Annotated in this window: 13 protein-coding genes; all 13 read right to left on the reverse strand. The window is 72.4% G+C overall.

What is annotated here, in order from left to right; all coding sequences use genetic code 11:
• Genes ACZ4UB_RS12375 through ACZ4UB_RS12435 form a run of 13 tightly spaced genes read right to left on the reverse strand, consistent with a single transcriptional unit; the run spans position 1 to position 18,415 of the window.
• A complete protein-coding gene (locus tag ACZ4UB_RS12375; RefSeq protein ID WP_468070082.1) occupies positions 1-648 on the reverse strand; it encodes a PIG-L deacetylase family protein in 648 nt (215 codons plus the stop codon).
• Positions 645-1,472 (reverse strand): sugar phosphate nucleotidyltransferase, encoded by an 828-nt coding sequence (locus ACZ4UB_RS12380; protein ID WP_468070083.1) that lies wholly within the window; start codon positions 1,470-1,472, stop codon positions 645-647. The genes ACZ4UB_RS12375 and ACZ4UB_RS12380 overlap by 4 nt, the downstream gene beginning before the upstream one ends.
• Positions 1,469-2,704 (reverse strand): methyltransferase domain-containing protein, encoded by a 1,236-nt coding sequence (locus tag ACZ4UB_RS12385; RefSeq protein WP_468070084.1) that lies wholly within the window; start codon positions 2,702-2,704, stop codon positions 1,469-1,471. Before ACZ4UB_RS12385 ends, ACZ4UB_RS12380 begins: the two co-directional genes overlap by 4 nt.
• A complete protein-coding gene (locus ACZ4UB_RS12390) occupies positions 2,704-3,975 on the reverse strand; it encodes a glycosyltransferase (protein WP_468070085.1) in 1,272 nt (423 codons plus the stop codon). The genes ACZ4UB_RS12385 and ACZ4UB_RS12390 overlap by 1 nt, the downstream gene beginning before the upstream one ends.
• A 2-nt stretch (positions 3,976-3,977) precedes the next feature.
• Positions 3,978-5,294, reverse strand: a complete 1,317-nt coding sequence (locus ACZ4UB_RS12395; protein ID WP_468070086.1) for an O-antigen ligase domain-containing protein — start codon at positions 5,292-5,294, stop codon at positions 3,978-3,980.
• A 1-nt stretch (position 5,295) separates the two neighbouring features.
• A complete protein-coding gene (locus ACZ4UB_RS12400) occupies positions 5,296-6,822 on the reverse strand; it encodes a right-handed parallel beta-helix repeat-containing protein (RefSeq protein ID WP_468070161.1) in 1,527 nt (508 codons plus the stop codon).
• A 36-nt stretch (positions 6,823-6,858) separates the two neighbouring features.
• Positions 6,859-8,826, reverse strand: a complete 1,968-nt coding sequence (locus ACZ4UB_RS12405; RefSeq protein ID WP_468070087.1) for a heparinase II/III family protein — start codon at positions 8,824-8,826, stop codon at positions 6,859-6,861.
• On the reverse strand, positions 8,823-11,009 hold the full coding sequence (locus ACZ4UB_RS12410; protein ID WP_468070088.1) for a bi-domain-containing oxidoreductase: 2,187 nt from the start codon (positions 11,007-11,009) through the stop codon (positions 8,823-8,825). Before ACZ4UB_RS12410 ends, ACZ4UB_RS12405 begins: the two co-directional genes overlap by 4 nt.
• Positions 11,010-11,037: 28 nt before the next feature.
• Entirely contained in the window at positions 11,038-12,963 is a 1,926-nt protein-coding gene (gene asnB, locus ACZ4UB_RS12415) for an asparagine synthase (glutamine-hydrolyzing) (protein ID WP_468070089.1), read from the reverse strand.
• Between the two features lie 3 nt (positions 12,964-12,966).
• On the reverse strand, positions 12,967-14,481 hold the full coding sequence (locus ACZ4UB_RS12420) for a Wzz/FepE/Etk N-terminal domain-containing protein (protein ID WP_468070090.1): 1,515 nt from the start codon (positions 14,479-14,481) through the stop codon (positions 12,967-12,969).
• On the reverse strand, positions 14,478-15,845 hold the full coding sequence (locus ACZ4UB_RS12425; RefSeq protein WP_468070091.1) for a Wzz/FepE/Etk N-terminal domain-containing protein: 1,368 nt from the start codon (positions 15,843-15,845) through the stop codon (positions 14,478-14,480). Before ACZ4UB_RS12425 ends, ACZ4UB_RS12420 begins: the two co-directional genes overlap by 4 nt.
• Positions 15,838-17,109, reverse strand: coding sequence for a glycosyltransferase family 4 protein (locus ACZ4UB_RS12430; protein WP_468070092.1), 1,272 nt, complete (start codon positions 17,107-17,109; stop codon positions 15,838-15,840). The genes ACZ4UB_RS12425 and ACZ4UB_RS12430 overlap by 8 nt, the downstream gene beginning before the upstream one ends.
• Positions 17,099-18,415, reverse strand: a complete 1,317-nt coding sequence (locus tag ACZ4UB_RS12435) for a nucleotide sugar dehydrogenase (protein WP_354381623.1) — start codon at positions 18,413-18,415, stop codon at positions 17,099-17,101. Before ACZ4UB_RS12435 ends, ACZ4UB_RS12430 begins: the two co-directional genes overlap by 11 nt.
• Positions 18,416-18,464 lie beyond the last annotated feature (49 nt).

Genomic DNA, 18,464 nt, shown 5'->3' on the forward strand with positions numbered 1-18,464 from the left:
TCATCCCCCCAGATGGAGCGTGAGTTTGGTGACGGCGAACGCCTCGGCGTACCGCGCGTGGCATTCGATGCCGCGGATGCGGGCGAGACCGAGGAAGGCCTCCCGGTCGTACCAGGGCCGGTGGCGCTGCGAGGGGTAATGCTCCTGCAGCAGCCGCACCTTCCGTTCGGCGACCTCCGGCGACAGCGGCTGGTAGGCCACCGGACGCCCGAGGTCGCCGTCCCACTTGACGATCTCGTAGCCGAGCACGAGGTGGTCGCGGAAGGCGGTGGTCATCAGCTGCGCCAGGCCCCGGTGGTCCTGGTGCGCGTCGTCGGTGCGCGGCGCCAGGATCAGGTCCGGGTCGCTCCGCCCGCGCAGCTCCTCGACCGCGGCCTTGGCCTCCTCCCAGCGCGCGGGCAGCAGGCCGTCCGGTAACTTCAGCACGGTCAGGTCGAGTTCGGCGCCGGGGCAGAAGGCGGCGAGCGCCGCCCGCTCCTCCCGCTCCCGCTCGCCGCCACCGCCGGACAGCACCAGCGCGTCGACCCGGATGCCCGGCCGCGCCTCGCAGAGCGCCAGCAGGGTGCCTCCGGCGCCGATGGCGATGTCGTCGCAGTGCGCCCCCACCGCGACGATCCGGTCCAGGGGCCGCGCCCCGAGGCGGATCACGCGGTCCCCGCCCTGGCGCCGGGGACGCCACCGGTGGTGCCCGCACCCGCCTCGCGCTCCCACACGGCCCAGGGGCGGTCGCCCTGGGCGTAGGCGGCGTCGAGCAGGGCGCGCTCCTTCACGGTGTCGGTCGGCTTCCAGAAACCGCGGTGCTGGTGAGCCACCAGCCGTCCCTGCTTGGCCAGTTCGGTGCACCCGTCGGCGACCAGGTCACCGTTCTCGGGTATGTGGTCGAAGATCTCCTGGCGGAGCACGAAGTAGCCCCCGTTCTCCCACAGCGGCAGCTCGCTCACCGCGGTGATGCCCTCCACCAGGCCGCCCTCGCCCAGCTCCACGCAGTGGAAGGAGGACTGCGGCGGCACCACCATCATCGACGCCCCGGCGTCGCGCCGGGAGAACTGCTCGATCATCTCCGGCAGCGGGGCGTCGGTGAGCACGTCGGCGTAATTGGCGAGGAACATCTCGTCGCCGTCCAGGTGCTGGCGCACCCGGCGCAGCCGCTCACCGATCGGCGACTCGATGCCGGTCTGCACGAAGGTGATCGTCCAGGAGGATATGTCGGTGGACAGCAGCTCGGCCCGCCCGCCCCGCAGCACGAAGTCGTTCGAGGTGGTCTCTTCGTAGTTGAGGAAGAACTTCTTGATGTGGTCGGCGCCGTAACCGAGGCACAGGATGAACTCCGTGTGCCCGTAGTGCGCGTAGTAGCGCATGACGTGCCAGATCAGCGGCCGCGGGCCGACCATGGCCATGGGCTTGGGCACGTCGTCGGAGGATCCGCTGCGCATGCGCATCCCGTAACCGCCGCAGAACAGTACGACCTTCATGCCTTGACCTCGACAATGCTCAGTTCCGGAATGGGGAAGACCAGGCGACCGCCCCAGTCGTGTACGAAGGACAGCTGCTCGATCAGCTCGTCCCGCAGGTTCCACGGGAGGATGAGCACGTAGTCGGGCTTGTCCACCGCGATCTGCTCGGGAGCCAGGATCGGGATGCGGGTGCCCGGGGTGAACCGGCCGTGCTTGTACGGGTTGCGGTCGACCGTGTAGGCGAGCAGGTCGGGCCGGATCCCGCAGTGGTTGAGCAGGGTGTTGCCCTTGCCCGGAGCGCCGTAGCCGACGACCGTCTCGCCGTTCTCGGCCGCGTCGATGAGGAACCGCAGCAGGTCCCGACGCACCTTCGCCACCCGGGCGGAGAACTCGGTGTACCCGGACAGCTCCTGCAGTCCGGCGGCCTTCTCCCGGGCCAGCACGTCCGCCACCCGCCGCGTCGGCTCGCCGGCCACCTCGGCCGGTCGCGCCCACAGCCGGATGGAGCCGCCGTGCGTGGGCAGCAACTCGACGTCCACGAGGGCCAGTCCACCGCTCGCCAGCGCCCGGATGGCGGAGGCGACCGTGTAGTACTGGAAGTGCTCGTGGTAGATCGTGTCGTACTGGTTCTCCTCGATCAAGGTCAGCAGGTGCTGCACCTCGATGGAGACCCAGCCGTCGTCCGCGACCAGGGCGCGCAACCCCCGGGTGAAACCGACCACGTCGGGGATGTGCGCGTACACGTTGTTCGCCGCGACCAGGTCGGCCGGCCCGTGCTCGGCGCGTACGGCCGCCCCGGTGTCCGGGTCCAGGAAGGCCGTCAGCGTGGGCACGCCCGCCTCGCGCGCCGCGGCGCCCACGTTCACCGACGGCTCGACGCCCAGGCAGCGGATCCCCCGGTCCACCACGTGCTGGAGCAGGTAGCCGTCGTTGCTCGCGACCTCGACCACGAAGGAGTCGGGTCCCAGGCCCACCCGCTCGGCGGCGTCGGCGACGAAGGCGCGCGCGTGCTCCACCCAGGACGTCGAGTAGGACGAGAAGTAGGCGTACTGCGTGAAGGTCTCCTCCGGAGTGATCAGCGGAGGGATTTGCGCGAGCCAGCAATCGGTGCACACCCGCAGGTGCAGCGGGTACGCGGGCTCCGGCCCGTCCAGTTCTTCCGCGGCGAGGAAGCTCTCGCACGGCGGGGTCGCCCCCAGGTCGACGACGCTCACCAGCGCCTCCGAGCCGCAGAGTCGGCATCGTGTCATCAATTGCCCCCATCCCTGCCCGCGCGGGTGCCCCGTCGCGAGCCAACGTGTGCGTTTCCTACCGGCGGCGCACCGTCCCCGCCGCCGGACCGCACCGCGATCGCGGTGCGGTACCCCTCCAACAGGCGCTCCAGCCCGACGGTCGGGCTGAACCCCTGCTCGTACCGGCGCCGGGCCGCCCGCCCCATCTCCCGGTTGCCGGCCGGATCGGTCGCGATCCGGCGCATGCCGGCCGCCAGCGAGGAGACCTCGCCCGGTCGGTGCAGCAGCCCGCTCACCCCGTCCTCGACCAGCTCGACGAAGGCGCCGTGACCGGCGGCGACGGCCGGGACCCCGGCCGCCATCGCCTCCACGACCACCAGGCCGAACGCCTCCAGCCAGGTCGAGGGAGCCACCACCGCGACCGAGCGCGCGATGGCCTCCACGCACTGGGCCGGGTCGTAGAGGCCGACGTAGCGCACGTCCTCCCGGCCCGCCGCCCAGGCGGCCACCTCCCCCTCCAGCGGCCCCGTACCGGCGATCACCAGCGGCACGCCCACCCCGCCGGCCGCGGCCAGCTCGTCCCACGCGGCCATCAGCAGCCGCACGCCCTTGACCTCCGCGAGGCGGCCCAGGTAGAGCAGGTGCTCCCCGGCGCCCGAGCGGCGCACGGCCGGTTCGGGCACGAAGTTGTGCTTCACCCCCAGCCGCTCGGCCGGCATGCCGGCCCGCACCAGGACCTCCCGCTGCGCCGCGGAGATGCAGAAGAACCGCTCCACGCCCGACCACCACCGGCGCCGGTTGACCGACAGGCTGACCGCGAGCGGTACCGTCGCCAGCCGGGAGCCGCGGTAGCAGCCGTGCCGGACGGCGGGCAGCGCAGCCCTGCCGACGCAGTCGGTGCACGGCCGCCCGTCCCGCTGGAGCGTGCCCGGCGGGCAGACCTGCGTGTAGTTGTGCAGGGTGGCGACGGCGGGCACGCCCGCGTCGGCGCAGGCGGCCAGCACCGCGGGGGACAGCAGCGGGAAGACGTTGTGGACGTGCACCACGTCCGGCCGATCGGCGCGCAGCTTGGCGGCGAGCTCCGTGCGGACCGCCGGGTTCCACGGGACCAGCAACGGGATCGCGGCCTTGGACACCAGGGACCGGCCGCCGATGTCGTCACTGCGCCGCTCGAAGACCTCGACCCGGTGACCGGCGCCGCGCAGCAGCGCGACCTCCTGGTCGACGACCTTGTTCTCCCCGCTCGGCTGCGCCGACGCGTAACGGTTGTGCACCACGAGAACGTGCATGTTCAGTTCACCTCCGAAGTCCGGGTCCAGTGGGGCAGGCGTCGGCGCACGGCCGAGGCCTTGGGCGCGGGCGTTGACGGGACGGCGGCCGTGACGGGCGCCGCCAGCAAGGAGGCGGCGACGGTCAGGTGCAGCAGGTACGGCGAGGCGTCGCCCAGCCCGGCCTCGGTGTAGGAGGCGATCGAGCAGTAGCTGACCAGGAAGATCGCGCAGGCCCGCTGGAGCGAGGGCGGGCGCAGCAGCGCGACGCCGCCCAGCACGATGATGGCCGCCGCCACCAGGGCGGTGCCGACCAGGCCCTGCTCGTTGTAGACGGCCAGCCAGCTGTTGTCGATCGGCAGCCCGCCGAAGGACTTGTCGCCCAGGCCCGCGCCGAAGAGCTCCTGCAGGGCCGTCCGGGGGGCGGCCAACAGCGCGTCCCAGACCTTGGCCCGGCCCGTGAGGTTGGAGAAGTTCTCCTGGCTCTGGCCGCGCAGGAACCACGCCTGGAGCGCGGAGTTCAGCACCACGGCGACGAACGTGGAGATCACCACCGCCCAGGCGAAGAACCGACGGGCCGCGGCGCTCGTCAGCACGAGCGAACCGATCGCCAGCACCAGCCCGACCAGCAGACCGAGCGTCGCCGTACGGGTGTGGGTCAGGGCGAGCAGGACGAACGAGGGCACGATGACCGCCGCCGCACTGGCACCGCTGGTCCGCCGGCCCAGCAGGAGCAGCACGGTCAGCCCGATGATCACCGCGGCGTACTGGCCGATCTGCGGCGGGGTCAGCGGCCACAGCGCGCCCACCAGCCGCCCGCCGTAGAGGTCCGGCAGGGCCGCGCCCGGAGAGATGAGCAGGCCGGCGGCGACCGAGGCGAGCACCGCGAAGTACAGCCGGATGTGATGGCGCACGAACCGGTCGTCGCCGTCCCACCAGCGGCTGAGCAGCCACAACGTACCGACGAAGAGCGCCAGGCGCGTGCAGCGGAACAGCGCGCCGAAGCCGGACTCCAGATTCACACTGGAGATCACGCTCGGCACCAGCAGGAGGGTGAGCAGCAGCAGGAAGGCACTGGCGCGCACGCGCAGCCGGAGGTTGAGCAGCAGCGCCAGCGCGAAGGCGGCCACCAGCGAGCCCATCGTGGCCATCTGGATGAGGGACCGGGGCAGCGGCACGATGGTCTTCGCCCCCGCGGAGCCCAAGGTGTTCAGTATCAGCAGCCCCCACGCGATCGCGACGCCCTTCGGCGCGCCCGCGGGACGCGCCCCGGCGTCGGACCCGGCCCCCGCGGCGTCCGGTCCGTCCGCCGGCCCGTCGAGCGCCCTGTCCGCGGCCACCTCAACCACCGTCCTGCGGCGAGAAGGCGCTGCCCGCGTCCTGCTGGTACGGCGCGCCCTGCCACTGCGCGAAGTCGAGCTCCCGGCTCGGGTCGTGGGCGATGAAGCTCCACGGCCCGGAGTAGACGTTGTCGTGCCAGCGGTTCTGCTGCTCGCGGGTGATCGCCTCCGCCACCGGCTCGCCCTTGTACGGGGACCAGTCCGGGTACGTCCCGTAGTTGGCCAGCACCGCCATGCGCCCGCACTTCACCGCGCACCCGACGACGGAGGTGTCCAGGACGAAGCGGTTGTGGTGGATGTCCACCCGCTGGGTCTTCCACCGGCAGTCGGCGTAGAGCGGTGCGCTGGCGATCGCGGGCTGCGCGCAGCTGGCGAGGGACTTCACCAGCAACGTGCAGTCACCGGAGGAGGTGTTGGCCGGGCTGTTGCAGAACCGGTCGGCGTTCTCCCACAGGGTGATCCCGGACCAGTTGTTCTCGAAGAGGTTCTCGTACACCTCGATCTTGTCCGTACGGGCCGGGATCCGTGGTTCACCACCTGACTCCGACAAGTACACCGTCGCGAAGGGGAAGTTGTCGCCGTCATTGGCCTTCTTGCGGCCCTCGGCCCAGTTGTTCCGCCGGATCGTGTTCTTGCGGATGACCGCGTTGTAGCTGGTCTCGTAGATCAGCGCGGCGCCCTCATTGGCTTCCAGCACGTTCTCCTCGATGCGGAAGTCGTTGTTGTTGGTGTCCGCCCAGATCCCGGGTCCGTGGTTGTCGTGCACCCAGTTGCCCCGTACGTCGGCCCCGTTGACCGCCCAGAACTTGACGCCCCCGGTGCATCCGCACCCGGGCTGGCGCTTCTCCCAGTCGTCCGTGTCGTTGCCCACGATCTCGTTGCCCTCCACCACCAGGTGGGTGATCGGGTCACCTGATTTGTAGGCGTTCAGGCCGTACTGCCCGTTGCCGCGCAGGCAGTTGGCACGGACCTGCTGGCGGGCGCCCGCCATCAGCGCGGCGCCCGCGTTGTGCTGGATCGTCGCGTGCTCGATCACCCACCCGTCGGCCGAGTCGTGGTTGACCACGCCCTCGTTCTGCGGCGCGACGAAGCCCTGCACCGTCAGGAAGCGGATGGTCACGTCGGCCGCGCCGCCGCCGAAGGCGTACTGGTTGGTCTTCTGGCCGTCGAGCACCGCGCCCGGCGCGCCGAGATAGGTGTCCCCGTCCTTGGGGATGACCTGGGCGAAGCGGTCCGGATCGAGCTTGTGCGTCCCCGGCGCGATCCAGAACGTGGTCTTCGGGGGGCTGCTCTTGGTCTTCGCCGCCAGGTCACCGACGACCGCGGGGTCGACCGCCACCGCCCCCGCCGGCGCCTGCGCCGGACCGCCCGAGGGCTTGTCGCACACCCGGGCCACGGGCGTGGCGGGCGCCCCGGACGAGGGCGCGCCGGACGCGGGCGACTTCCCGGACGGCTCCGACCCGTCGTCCGGCGTGCTCGTACAGCCGGTCACCGCGAGCAGGACCAGCAACAGCTGCGCCGTCGGCATCGCCCAGTGCCCCCTCTTGATCAAGACCCCTCCTCCCTAGTCCCGGAACGTGAGTACGGTGATGAACCCCTGCGCGCCGTCGGCGTCGCCGGTGCCGATCAGCGTGGTGGCGGGTTCCTTGCGGCCGAAGCCGGCGGAGTACCAGCCCAGCGGCGGATCGCTCTCGCCCCGGTGCGCCCGCCAGGACAGCTGCCCGGGCAGGTCGAGCACGGCGGAACGGTCCTCGCCGTCCCGGGTCCAGGTGAGCACGGCCCGGTGCCCCACCAGCTCCGCGACGATCGCCGGACCCAGGTGGAAGGCCAGCTGCGCCGTCCGGCTCGGGCCGTGCACCTCGTCGACCACCCGCACCTCCTTGCGCGCGCCGATCAGCTCGACCCGGCGCCGGTGGACGGAGGGCCCGTACCCGTCGTGCTCGGCGCACCAGCGGGAGGTCCCCCCGACGCCGGCGTCGGACGTGTCCGCGGCCAGCACCTTGGTGCGGGCCTGTCGGGTCCACAGGAAGGGACCGCCCGAGACGGACTGGTCGGCGCCGTCCAACCGCAGGGTGTTGTGACCGAGGGTCGAGCGGAAGTACTCCCGCCACCGCGGCTCCCCGTGGTAGCAGTACGTCCCCGGGTCGGCCAGTACGTCGACCCCGTCGTGGCGGACCTCCACGGACAGCGCGTCCGCGTGACCGTGCGCGGCGATCGACAGGAACCCGTGCGGCCCCCCGTCGCAGCGGCACCAGATCTCTCCCGGGCCGCGCAGGATCGTCATCCCCGCGTCGGCGAAGTGGGCCGGCCGCCGCGCCGGTCGGCGCACCGCCGGCGCGCCCCCCGGCTGCGGGTACGGCCGGATGAGGGCGGCCAGCAGCGGGGTGCGCACGTCCGTGCCGCCCGCCGCCGGCCACCAGGGGAGTCGGCCGTAGACGGCCTCCCCGGTGGCCAGAAGCGAGGCCCAGCGGTCGGTGCCCGCGCCGTCCACGATCAGGCCGTGCCCGTCGTCCGCGTCGCCCTGGCGCGGGGGCCGCAGCCGGCCGTCCACGATCGCGGCGAGCGCGTCCGTCATCCGCAGCAGCACCACCCGCACCGTCACCGGGACCGGCACGCCGGCCGCGTCCGCCTCGGCCACCGCGGCCAGCCCGAGCTCCAGCACCAGCCCGTGGTACTCGGTGGCCAACTCGCGGTTGAGGCCCGAGTGGAAGGTATTGCTCCGCAGGTGCCGCTCCAGCGACCGCAGCGCACCGGACCGCCAGCGCGCCGAGTCGGGGAACCAGTCGAAGGCGCAGGCCGCGGCGAACTGCCCGGCGGTCTCGGCGATGACGTGGTTGTTCGCCGAGGAACCCCGGCTGGGGAAGGCGGCCAGCCACCGCTGGTGGTGCCAGATCTGCTCCAGCGCCACCGGGTTGCCCTCGAACAGGGCGGCCGCACCGGACCATCCGTCGAGCAACCGGCGCACCCACACCCAGGACAGCAGCCGGATGCCCAGCTCGATGCCGCTGATCCAATGCACCCCGCGCAGCGGCGGGTTGGCCTCCCACCACGTCCGCAGGTGCGCGGCCACCCGCTCCGCGTACCGCTCGTCCCCGGTGACCGCGTAGGCGGCCGCGAGCACGGTCAGGTGCTGGTGCCGGGAGGGCTCCCAGATCTGCTTGATGTCCCCGACCGCCTCCTCGCTGCGGTAGGGCACGTCGAAGGCGTACCCGGACGGCGCCCGGCGCCCGGTCTTCGGGTCGTACCCCCAGTCCGGGTCGACCAGGTCGTCGCGCTCCACCCCGAAGTACTCGGCGTGCCCGGCCATCAGCCGGTCCGCCTGGACGACGAGCCGCTTGGCGGCGTCCGGCGCCACCGCGGCCAGCGCCCCGGCGGGCAGCACCGCGGTGAAACGGGCGCCGGTCACGGGGCGGGCGGCCGGTGGCGCGGTGCGCCACCGGCGCCGGCGCACCGTGTCGGCGACCCGACCGCCGACCTCCTGCGGGCCCATCCGGGACAGCCGCCGCAGGTACCACGCCGGGCTCATGGTCATCGGGGCCCCGCCAAGGTCACCGGCGCGCCGCCCGCCAGACTGGCCTGGACGGCGAGGGTGGCCGCCGTGGTGGCGACCAGGGACTCCAGCGGCACCGGCATCGGTCCGCCGGTCCGCACGGCCCGGATGAAAGCGGCGAGTTCCGCGGACTGGCCCTTGTCCCGGGCCTTGGGCAGCCGCGAGCTGACCCACCGCTTGCGGGCGTACACGGACGCCTTCACGAAGTCGTCGAGCTTGAGCACCTTGCCGTCGGCGACCAGGTCCAGCGTCTCCTTGGGGAAGCCGGGGGCGCCGGTCGTCACGTAGCTCAGGGTGGCGGTGGACCCGTCCGGGTAGCGCAGCACGACCTGGAGGTCCTCGTTGCCGGAGGTCGCGGCCGCGTACACCGAGACCGGGTCGGCGCCGAGCAACCAGCTGGCCGTGTCGATGAAGTGGCCGCCCTCACCCGCGAACCGCGTTCCCTCGGTGCCCTGTCGCAGGTACCAGCTGCCGTGCCCGAGCTGGCCCGCGTTGACCAGGTAGCGCAGGCTCGCCGGACCGCTGCGGCTGCCGAACTGCTGCTTCGCCTCGCGCAGGATCGGCGCGAAACGCCGGTTGAAGCCCACCTGGAGCCGGTCGTTGCCCGACTCCTCCACCGCCGCGAGCACGCCGGCCAGCTCGTCCTCGTCGAGGGCCAGGGGCTTCTCCACGAACACCGTCTTGCCGGCGAGCAGCGCCTTGCGGGTCAGGTCGGCGTGCGAGCTGTGCCGCGTGACCACGAACACGGCGTCGATCGCCGGGTCGCCGAGCACGGCGTCGAGGTCGGTGGTCGCCGAGCCGAAGCCGAACTTGCGCTGCGCGTTGGCCGCGGACAGCGCGGTCGTGGTGACGACCGTCGACAGCGTGACGCCGGCGCGCTCCGCCAGGTGCGGCAGCAGCATGGACGTCGCGTAGTTCCCCGCGCCGACGAACGCGAGGCGCACCGGAGCCGCGGCGGACCGGGTCGACGCGGCCGACCGACGGCTGCTCGGCACCGCGGGCACGGCCACCGACGGGGCCGCTGCCCGGCCCTCCGCGGCCTGCTCCGGGTACTCGAACAGCACGGCCACGGCCTTGAGTTCGCCGTCCCCCAGGCGCTGGTAGGTCTTGACGGCGTCCTCGAAGTCGGCGATGTGCGAGATCAGGGGCTCCACGTCGACGCTGCCGCGGGCCATGAGGTCGAGGAAGCACGCCAGGTTGCGGCGCTCGGTCCAGCGCACGTACCCGATCGGGTAGTCCCGTCCCTCCAGCTCGTACCCGGGGTCGTAGCGCCCGGGGCCGTAGCTGCGGGAGAAGCGGACGTCCAGTTCCTTCTCGTAGTACGCGTTCCACGGCAGGTCCAGCCGGCACTTGCCGATGTCGATGACCCGGCCGCGGTCCCGGCTCAGCCGGGCGGCCAGCTCCACGGGCTGGTTGCTGCCGCCGCCGGCGGCCAGGTACACCTGGTCCACCCCGTGACCGCCGGTGAGGTCGGCGACGGCGGACTCCACCACCGCGGAGCCGGGGTCGCCGCAGGCCGCGGCGCCGAGGCTCGCGGCGAGCTCGCAGCGCACCGGGTCGGGGTCGGCCCCGATGACCCGGACCCCGGAGGCGGTGAGCAGCTGCACCACCAGCTGTCCGATCAACCCGAGGCCGATGACCAGGGCGACCTCGCCGAGTTGGGACTCGCCCTGGCGCACGCCCTGCATCGCGATCGACCCGACGGTACCGAAGGCCGCGTGCCGCGGCGCGAGTCCGTCCGGGAGCCGGGCGTAGAGGTTCTTGGGCACCCAGTTCAACTCGGCGTGCAGCGCGTGCTCGTTGCCCGCGCAGGCCACCAGATCGCCGACGGCCACGTCGTCGACCCCGGCGCCCACCTGCTCGACCACCCCGCACAACGAGTAGCCCAGCGGCGTGTAGGAATCCAGCTGGTTGTTCACCTTGCGGTAGGTGGCGGCCACCCCGTTGGTGGCCACGCTCTGCATCACCTTGGCCACCTGGTCCGGCCGCGAACGGGCCTTGCCCAGCATCGACATGCTGGCCTCGGAGACCTTCATCATCTCGGTCCCGGTCGAGATCAGCGAGTAGGCCGTGCGCACCAGCACCCCACCCGGCTTGCAGCCGGGCACCGGCACGTCGAGTACCGCCAACTCGCCGCTCTTGTAGTTCTGCACCACTTGCTTCACGCGAACTCCTTGGAAATTGCCGTGCCGTTCACCGACTGCTCTGACCGGACCCAGAGGTCGCGTTGCGATACCAGTACTCCAGGGTCAACACGTGCCACAGGTGTTTGGAGAAGTCCCGGTGTCCGGCGGCGTCCTCGGCCACCATCCGCGCCAGCGCGTCGCGGCGCAGGAAGCCGGAGTTGACGAGCACGCCGTCGTTCACCACCTCGCGCACCAGCGGCGCCAGGTCGCGGCTCATCCAGGCGCGCAGCGGAGCGCTGAAGAGGCCCTTGGGCCGGTACACGATCTCCCGGGGCAGGATCGAGGTGGCCGCCTCCTTGAGCACGGCCTTGCCCTGCCGCCCGACGATCTTGCGGTCGCCCGGCACGGCGAACGCCGCCTTGACCACCTCGACGTCCACGTACGGCACCCGTACCTCGGTCGACGCGGCCATGCTGGAACGGTCCGTGTAGGCGAGGTTCAGACCCGGCAGGAACATCCTGGCGTCGCCCAGGCACATCCGGTTGACGAAGTCGTCGAGGTCGTTGTCCTCGTAGACGTCCGCGTGCTCGGTCAACACGTCGTCCACCGTCCCGGCCAGGTCCGGATCGATCAGGGCGAGCAGTTCGTCCTGGTCGTACATGGTGTAGCTGCGCCGGAACGCCGTCTCCTCCGGCAGGTCGGCGAAGGAGAGGAAGCGCTTCGCGAACCGCACCGACCGGTACCCCCGACGGGCCGACGCCACCGGCAGCCGGTCCACGGCCGCGTACACCCCGCGGCGCAGCGGGCGCGGGACGCGCTGGTAGCGCAGCGCGAGCACGTTGGCCAGGTGCTTGCGGTACCCGGCGAACAGCTCGTCGGCGCCCATTCCCGAGAGCATCACCTTGACCCCGGCCTCCCGCGCGGCCGAGCAGATCAGGTAGGTGTTGATCGCCGCGGGGTCGCCGATCGGCTCGTCCAGGTGGTAGGTCATCCGCGGCAGCATCTCGAGCACGTTCGGAGCGATCTCGATCTCGTGCAGGTCGACGCCGAACCGCACGGCGACCTGCCGGGCGTAGCGCAGGTCGTCCGGCATCGCCTCGAACTTGGCGTCCTCGGCGCGGAACCCGATCGTGTAGGCGGAGATCCCGGGGTGGTCACGGGCGGCCAGCGCGGTCAGGTAGCTGGAGTCCAGCCCGCCGGAGAGGAAGGTCGCCACCGGCACGTCGGACAGCAGGTGCCGGCGCGTCGAGTCCTCGATGACGGCGGCCAGGTCCGGCAGCTCGCCACTGAGGGCCCGGTCCCGGCCCTCCGAGGCGACGTCCCGCAGGTTCCAGAAGCGGCCGCGCTCCACCCGACCGTCGGGCCGGCACCGCAGCCAGCTCCCCGGCGCCAACTTCTCCGCCCCGCGCAGCGCGCAGCGCGAATCCGGCACCCAGTAGTACAGCAGGGAGGCCACCAACGCCGCGTGGTCCACCTCCATCGACCCGCCGGTGGCGGCGGCGAGCGCCTTGAGCTCGGAGGCGAACACCAGCCCGTCGCCGCGCCGGAGCAGGAAGAGCGGCTTGATGCCCAGCTGGTCGCGGGCGAGCACCAGCTCGCCGGTCCGCTCGTCGAAGACGCCGAAGGCGAACATGCCGCGCAGCCGCGGCAGGCAGTCCGTGCCCCAGCGCCGCCACGCCTCCAACAGCACCTCGCTGTCGGAGGTCCCGCGGAAGCGCACCCCGGCGGCCACCAGCTCGGCGCGCAGCTCCGGCGCGTTGTAGAGCTCGCCGTTGTACGTCAGGACGAGACCGTCCGAGACCATCGGCTGGGCGCCCGTCCCGGACAGGTCGATGATGGCCAGCCGACGGTGCCCGAGGTGCACCTCGCCGTCACCGACGGGATGGCTGTACCGGCCCGCCCCGTCCGGCCCGCGATGGGCGAGGGTATCGGTGAGCCGGTCGGTCACGACCTTCCCGTCCGGCCAGCGATACGTGCCTGCGATGCCACACATGTACTACCGCGCTTCCTGGTCGATGTCCGGTACTCGTGCCCATGACGGCAGCTCCGTCGGCGCCCGCCCCGTCCCGTTCTGCCCGGCCGGCCGCTCGCTCCGGCCGGGCGGCGCGGACCGTGGCCCGTCCCACAGCGTGCCGTCGGTCCGGTCCCGCGGATCGGGATCGATCAGCACCACGCCGACCACCGGTATCCGCTGCTCCGCGAGTTGCCGCGCCACGGTGTGCAGCCACGCGACGCTGCCGTGCCCGGCGCGCACGACCAGGACGGTCCGGGTGCCGAGGTACTGGAGGTCGGTCCACGCCGTGCCGGGCGCCACCGAGCCGACCCCGATCCGGCGCCCCTGGTGCGACTCGGCCGCGCCGCCCTCGCCGCTGACCACGGTGGGGTCCCCCGGCTTCGGCCGGCGGCCCGAGAGCTGCGACCCCGGCAGACCGTCGACGACGACCACCGGCTCCTGCGCCCCCAGCGCCCCGGCGAGGTCCAGGGCGATCTGGCTCGCTCCGCGCGCGGAGCCCAGCTCCAGCAGGGACAGGGGCTCCTCGGAGGCGCGTACGGTACGTGCCAGGGACGCGGTGAGGCGTTCGCGCGCCGCCCGGATCCGCCCCCGCCGCCACAGCCACGGCGACCGGCGGGGGAGCTCCGAGATGATCGAGGCACCGAGGCTCCCCGCGATGTCGCGCCGCAGCACGGGCCGGTCCGCCACCACGGCCCCGACCGCGGCCACCACCAGCCCGAGGACGAGCCCGAGGACGAGCCCCACCCCGGCGTTGGTCGCGGCGGTCCTGGGCAGGGACACCCGCACCGTGCGCGCCGCGTCCACGACCTGCGTGCCCGAGATGAGCTGCGGGGTGCCGACGCGCGCCTCCGCGGCGCGCTGGCCGAAGTCGGTGATCCGCGCGGTCAGTTCGGCCCGGCGGGCGTACAACGACTCCGTGTTCGCCGAGGCCTTCGGCCCGCTCTGCTGCGGGGCGTCCCCGATCGACTTGTTGACCTGGGCCAGCTCGGTCTGCATGCGGTCGCGCTGGTCGAGCAGCGTCTTGGCCTCCGCGTCCGCGGTCGCCTGGATGCGCTGCACGTGGTCCGCGACGAAGGCCTCGGCCAAAGCCTTGGCCCGGGCCACCGCCTGCGCGTCGCTGTCACCCGTGACGGTGATCTCCAGCAGGTTGTTGGTCAGCCCGATGCCCGCGTAGTCCTTCATGAAGTCTTCCGGCTTCTGCGTCGACTTCAGGGACTGCAGGGCCCTGCCGGCGATCTGCGTCGTCTGCAGCAGCGCGGCGTCGGTGCGGATCAGCGTCCCCGGGTCGTTCGGCTGGTCCGCCTGGTGCGCGACCAGCACCTTCGTCACCGCGGTCGGCGGCGGCGGCATCAGGACCGCGACGGCCGCGCCGAGGAGCATCCCCAACAGCGCCATCGAGGACCAGAGGCGGCGGCGCCTGCGCACCGCGACCACCAGCGCCTGCAGGTCCAGCAGCGCAGCCGCGGCCGACGGCTCGGAACCCGTACTCGTCGTCACCCTGAACGTCCCGCCGTGTCGTAGTCAACCGCGCTCGCCGATGTGATGTGGTCCGAAGGGTCCCCGGCGGACCGCGCCGGACGGGCCCGGACCGCGTCGGCGAGCACCGCGCCGACGACCTCCCGCTCGGCGTCCGCGCACGCCCCCGCGATACCGGCGAGTTCCCCCGCGGTCCAGCTGCCCGCGCTGAGGACGACCAGCGCGCCGTGCTCCCCGCCGCCGTCCGGCAGCATCGGCCGGGACACCGGGACCTCCACCACCCGCAGTGGCGGAGTGCCCGCGGCCTCGGCTACGAGCTGTTCAGCGGCCCGCCGCGCGACCCCGTCGCCCTCCGGAACCACCAGTAACAAGCCTGCTGTAGAGGGTAGTTGTTCACGCAGGCGGGCACACACCCGCCGGTAGCGCAGCTGTCGGCTGGCCTCGTCGCCGGAGGTCTGCGCAGGCGGGGCGTCCCACCGGACGTCGAGGCCCAGCAGTCGGCGGATCCGGGCCCGCGGGCCACCGTCCTTCGCCCCGCGCACGACGCCCTCGCCCGGCACGTCGACGCTGCCCAGCACCGCCCCGCCCAGCGCCGCGGCGATCTCCGCCTCGCCGCGCAGCCGGCGGCTCATCCGGGCGGCGGCCAGGTGACCGATGACCCCGACGAGGAAGAACAGCAGCGCCCCGCCGATGATGAGCTGCGTCCGCGTCGGCGGGGCCTCGCCCGTCGGCCGGACCGCCGACCCCATGACGACCATGTTGGCCTTGCCGGCGGCCGGGTTGACCTGGTCCAGCTTGGTGACGGCCTCCTGCAGCGCGGTGCGCAGCTTCGAGAGCTCCGTGCGGGTCTGCACGCTCTCCACCGACTGCCCCGGACCGGTCGCGTCGGCCAGTTCGTTGATGCGGCGGCTGGTCTGCACCACCATCTGGCGCAGCGCCTCGGGCTGCGACGCCGCCTCGGGGTCGGCGCCCGCGCCCGCGATCCGCGCCGCGAAGGCGACGAACTGCTGCGCCACCTGGTCGGAGAGCTTCTGCGCACGCTCCGGGGTGTCGGCGGTGCCCGAAATGTTGATGATGTTCCCGTCGGAGGCGGTGGCGGTCACCTGCTCCCGCAGCTGACGGCCGCTCACCCCGGGCCAGCGCAGCGCGGCCGCCGCGCGGTCGACCACCACCGAACTGGTGGCGATCTGTGCCTGGGTCATCAACTCGCGCTCCTGCCAGGCTCCCGGCAGCAACACCGACGCGGACGTCGTGTAGCGGGGCGGGAACAGCATGGAGGTGCCGTAGCCGAGCAGCGCACCCACCACCGCGAGGATGGTGAGCAGCCGCCAGCGCCTACGGGTAATCCGGCCGATCGTGACCAGCCGTATCGTGTCATCACTCAACGGTGCGGTCTCCCTCGTGCCCGTGCCGTACGCCCGTCGCCGGCACCGGACCGCGGTCCCGGCAGGCGCGGGCGTAGGCGGCGAGCAGCGACGCCTGCGAGTTCCGCCAGGCGAGCGGACCGCCGATCCGTTCCTGGCCGATCTTCCCCATCCGGGTCCGCTTCTCCGGATCGTCCAGCAGCTGCGCGATGAGCCCGGCGAACTCGGCCTCGTCGTTCGCGGCGGCGTAGACGGCGGCCTCACCCGCGGAGACGCGCGCCTCGCGCAGGTCGAAGGAGACGATCGGCCGCCCCATCACCATGTACTCGAGGACCTTGTTCATGGTCGACACGTCATTGAGCGGATTGTGCGGATCGGGGGAGAGGCAGACGTCCGCGGTGGAGAGGTAGCGCGCCAGGTCGGCGTCGGGTATGCGCCCGGTGAACTGGACGTGCTCCGAGAGTCCGAGCGTGCGGGACAGCTCCACCATCGCGTCGAAGGTGTCGCCGCCACCGATGAACACCGCGTGCCAGTCCGTGCGTCCGAACTGGTCGCGCAGTTTCGCCAGGGAGCGCAGGGCGTAGTCGACGCCGTCCTGCGGACCCATGACACCGAGGTAGCACAGGAGATGGGGCTTGCCCCGCTTCAACTCCTCCTCGGCCGGTACCGGTTGGAACCGCTTGGTATCGGGCGCGCTGCGGACCACGAAGACGTCCGACGGCTTGCGGCCGCCCCGCGCCAGCGCGACGTCCCGGTAGCTCTCGTTCGTGGCGAGCACGACGTCCGCGGCCCGGTAGGTGCGCCGTTCCAACGCGCACACCGCGCGGTAGAGCAGGTCCTTGCCCCGGTTGAACCGGGAGAGGTACAGCTCGGGCACCAGGTCGTGCTGGTCGAAGACGAACCGCGAACCGCGCCGCTTCAACCACAGGGCGGGCAGGAACAGCAGGTCCGGCGGGTTGCAGGCGTGCACCACGTGGACGGGACCGACCTTGCGGGCCAGGCGCAGCGTGTGCCACAGCGCCGTGCCGTACTCGCGGAGGTAGCCGGCCGGCCCTCCGGTGGCGGCGCGCAGCGGGTAGCGGTGGATCCGCACCCCGTCGATCTCGACCTCGGGCTCGGTGTCCCGCTTCTCCCCCTGGGGGCAGATGACGTGCACGGTCCACCCCGCGTCGCGCAGGGTCGTGCACTCCTGCCACACCCGCCGGTCGAAGGGCACCGAGAGGTTCTCCACCAGGACCAGCGCGCGTCGGCCCCGACCGACGCCGCCGGTTGCGTTACCAAGCAAGGCCCACGTATCCCGGTTCGGCCCGGCGCGCGTCGGCGTCGGGGAGGTGGACGAGGTCGATGATCACGGGGCCGTCGCCGTGGGGCAGGGCCGAGAGCACGGCCGGGTCGCCGGTCCCCACCAGGCAGACCTCGGCGTGGTCGAGCACCTCGTCGACGGACTCCGCGAGGAGCTTCGCGAGGTGCGGCAGCCGCGTCTCGACGTACTCCCGGTTCGCGCCGAGCAGCCGGGAGAGGTTCACGTTGGGGTCGTAGATCCGCAGGTCGTACCCCTTGCCGAAGAGCCGCTCCGCCAGCTCGACGAGCGGGCTCTCGCGCAGGTCGTCGGTGCCGGGTTTGAAGGACAGCCCGAAGATGCCCACCCGGCGCTTGCCGGTGGCCTCGACCAACTCCACCGCCCGCCGCAGGTGTTCGGCATTGGACGGCAGGACGTGGGCGAGGATCGGCACCGCGACATCGGCCTGCTGCGCCGCGTGGACCAGACTGCGCAGGTCCTTGGGGAGGCAGGAGCCGCCGAAGGCGAAGCCGGGCCGCAGGTAGGCGGGGCTGATGTTCAACTTGCGGTCGGCCAGGAACACGTCCATCACCTGGTACGAGTCCACGCCGAGCGCCTGGCAGATGGAGCCCAGCTCGTTCGCGAAGCCGATCTTGAGGCCGTGGAACGCGTTGTCCGCGTACTTGATGGCCTCCGCGGTCGGGATCGGCACCCGGAACACCTCGCCCGGCAGCCCGTCGTACAGCGCCGCGACCACGTCACCGCTGGCCTCGTCGATCTGCCCGATGACCGTCTTGGGCGGGTCGAAGAAGTCCCGCACGCTCGTGCCCTCCCGCAGGAACTCCGGGTTGACCGCGACGCCGAAGTCCACGCCGGCCGTGCCGCCGGCGTGCTTCTCCAGGATCGGCACCAGCAGGTTCAAGCAGGTGCCCGGCAACATGGTGCTGCGGAACACGACGGTCTGTCGCCCGCCGCGCTCGGCCACCGCGGCACCGATCTCCTCGGTGACCCGCTCCAAGTAGGTGGTGCACAGACTGCCGTTGGGCTCCGAGGGCGTGCCGACGCAGACCAGCGACACGTCGCTGTTCATGATCGCCTCGCGGACGTCGCCGGTGGCGCGCAGCGCCCCGCTCCGTACGACCTCGGCGATGAGCTCGCCGATCTTCTCCTCGACCACCGGGGCCTTGCCGGCGTTGACCAGGTCGACCTTCACCTGGCTGACGTCGACACCGATGACCTCGTGGCCCAGACTGGCCAGGCACGCGGCTGATACGCAGCCCACGTAGCCGAGACCTAAGACACTGACCTTCATGACCCGTTCCTCCCCCTCAACAGGCCCTCTTGGCCTGCCAACCGCCCAC

The organism is Streptomyces sp. NPDC028419, from assembly GCF_055565515.1.

Coding starts and splice junctions, on each gene's coding strand:
- ACZ4UB_RS12380 (WP_468070083.1), bottom strand. CDS start 1,472: ATGAAGGTCGTACTGTTCTGCGGCGGTTACGGGATGCGCATGCGCAGC.
- ACZ4UB_RS12385 (WP_468070084.1), bottom strand. CDS start 2,704: ATGACACGATGCCGACTCTGCGGCTCGGAGGCGCTGGTGAGCGTCGTC.
- ACZ4UB_RS12390 (WP_468070085.1), bottom strand. CDS start 3,975: ATGCACGTTCTCGTGGTGCACAACCGTTACGCGTCGGCGCAGCCGAGC.
- ACZ4UB_RS12400 (WP_468070161.1), bottom strand. CDS start 6,822: ATGCCGACGGCGCAGCTGTTGCTGGTCCTGCTCGCGGTGACCGGCTGT.
- ACZ4UB_RS12405 (WP_468070087.1), bottom strand. CDS start 8,826: ATGACCATGAGCCCGGCGTGGTACCTGCGGCGGCTGTCCCGGATGGGC.
- asnB (WP_468070089.1), bottom strand. CDS start 12,963: ATGTGTGGCATCGCAGGCACGTATCGCTGGCCGGACGGGAAGGTCGTG.
- ACZ4UB_RS12435 (WP_354381623.1), bottom strand. CDS start 18,415: ATGAAGGTCAGTGTCTTAGGTCTCGGCTACGTGGGCTGCGTATCAGCC.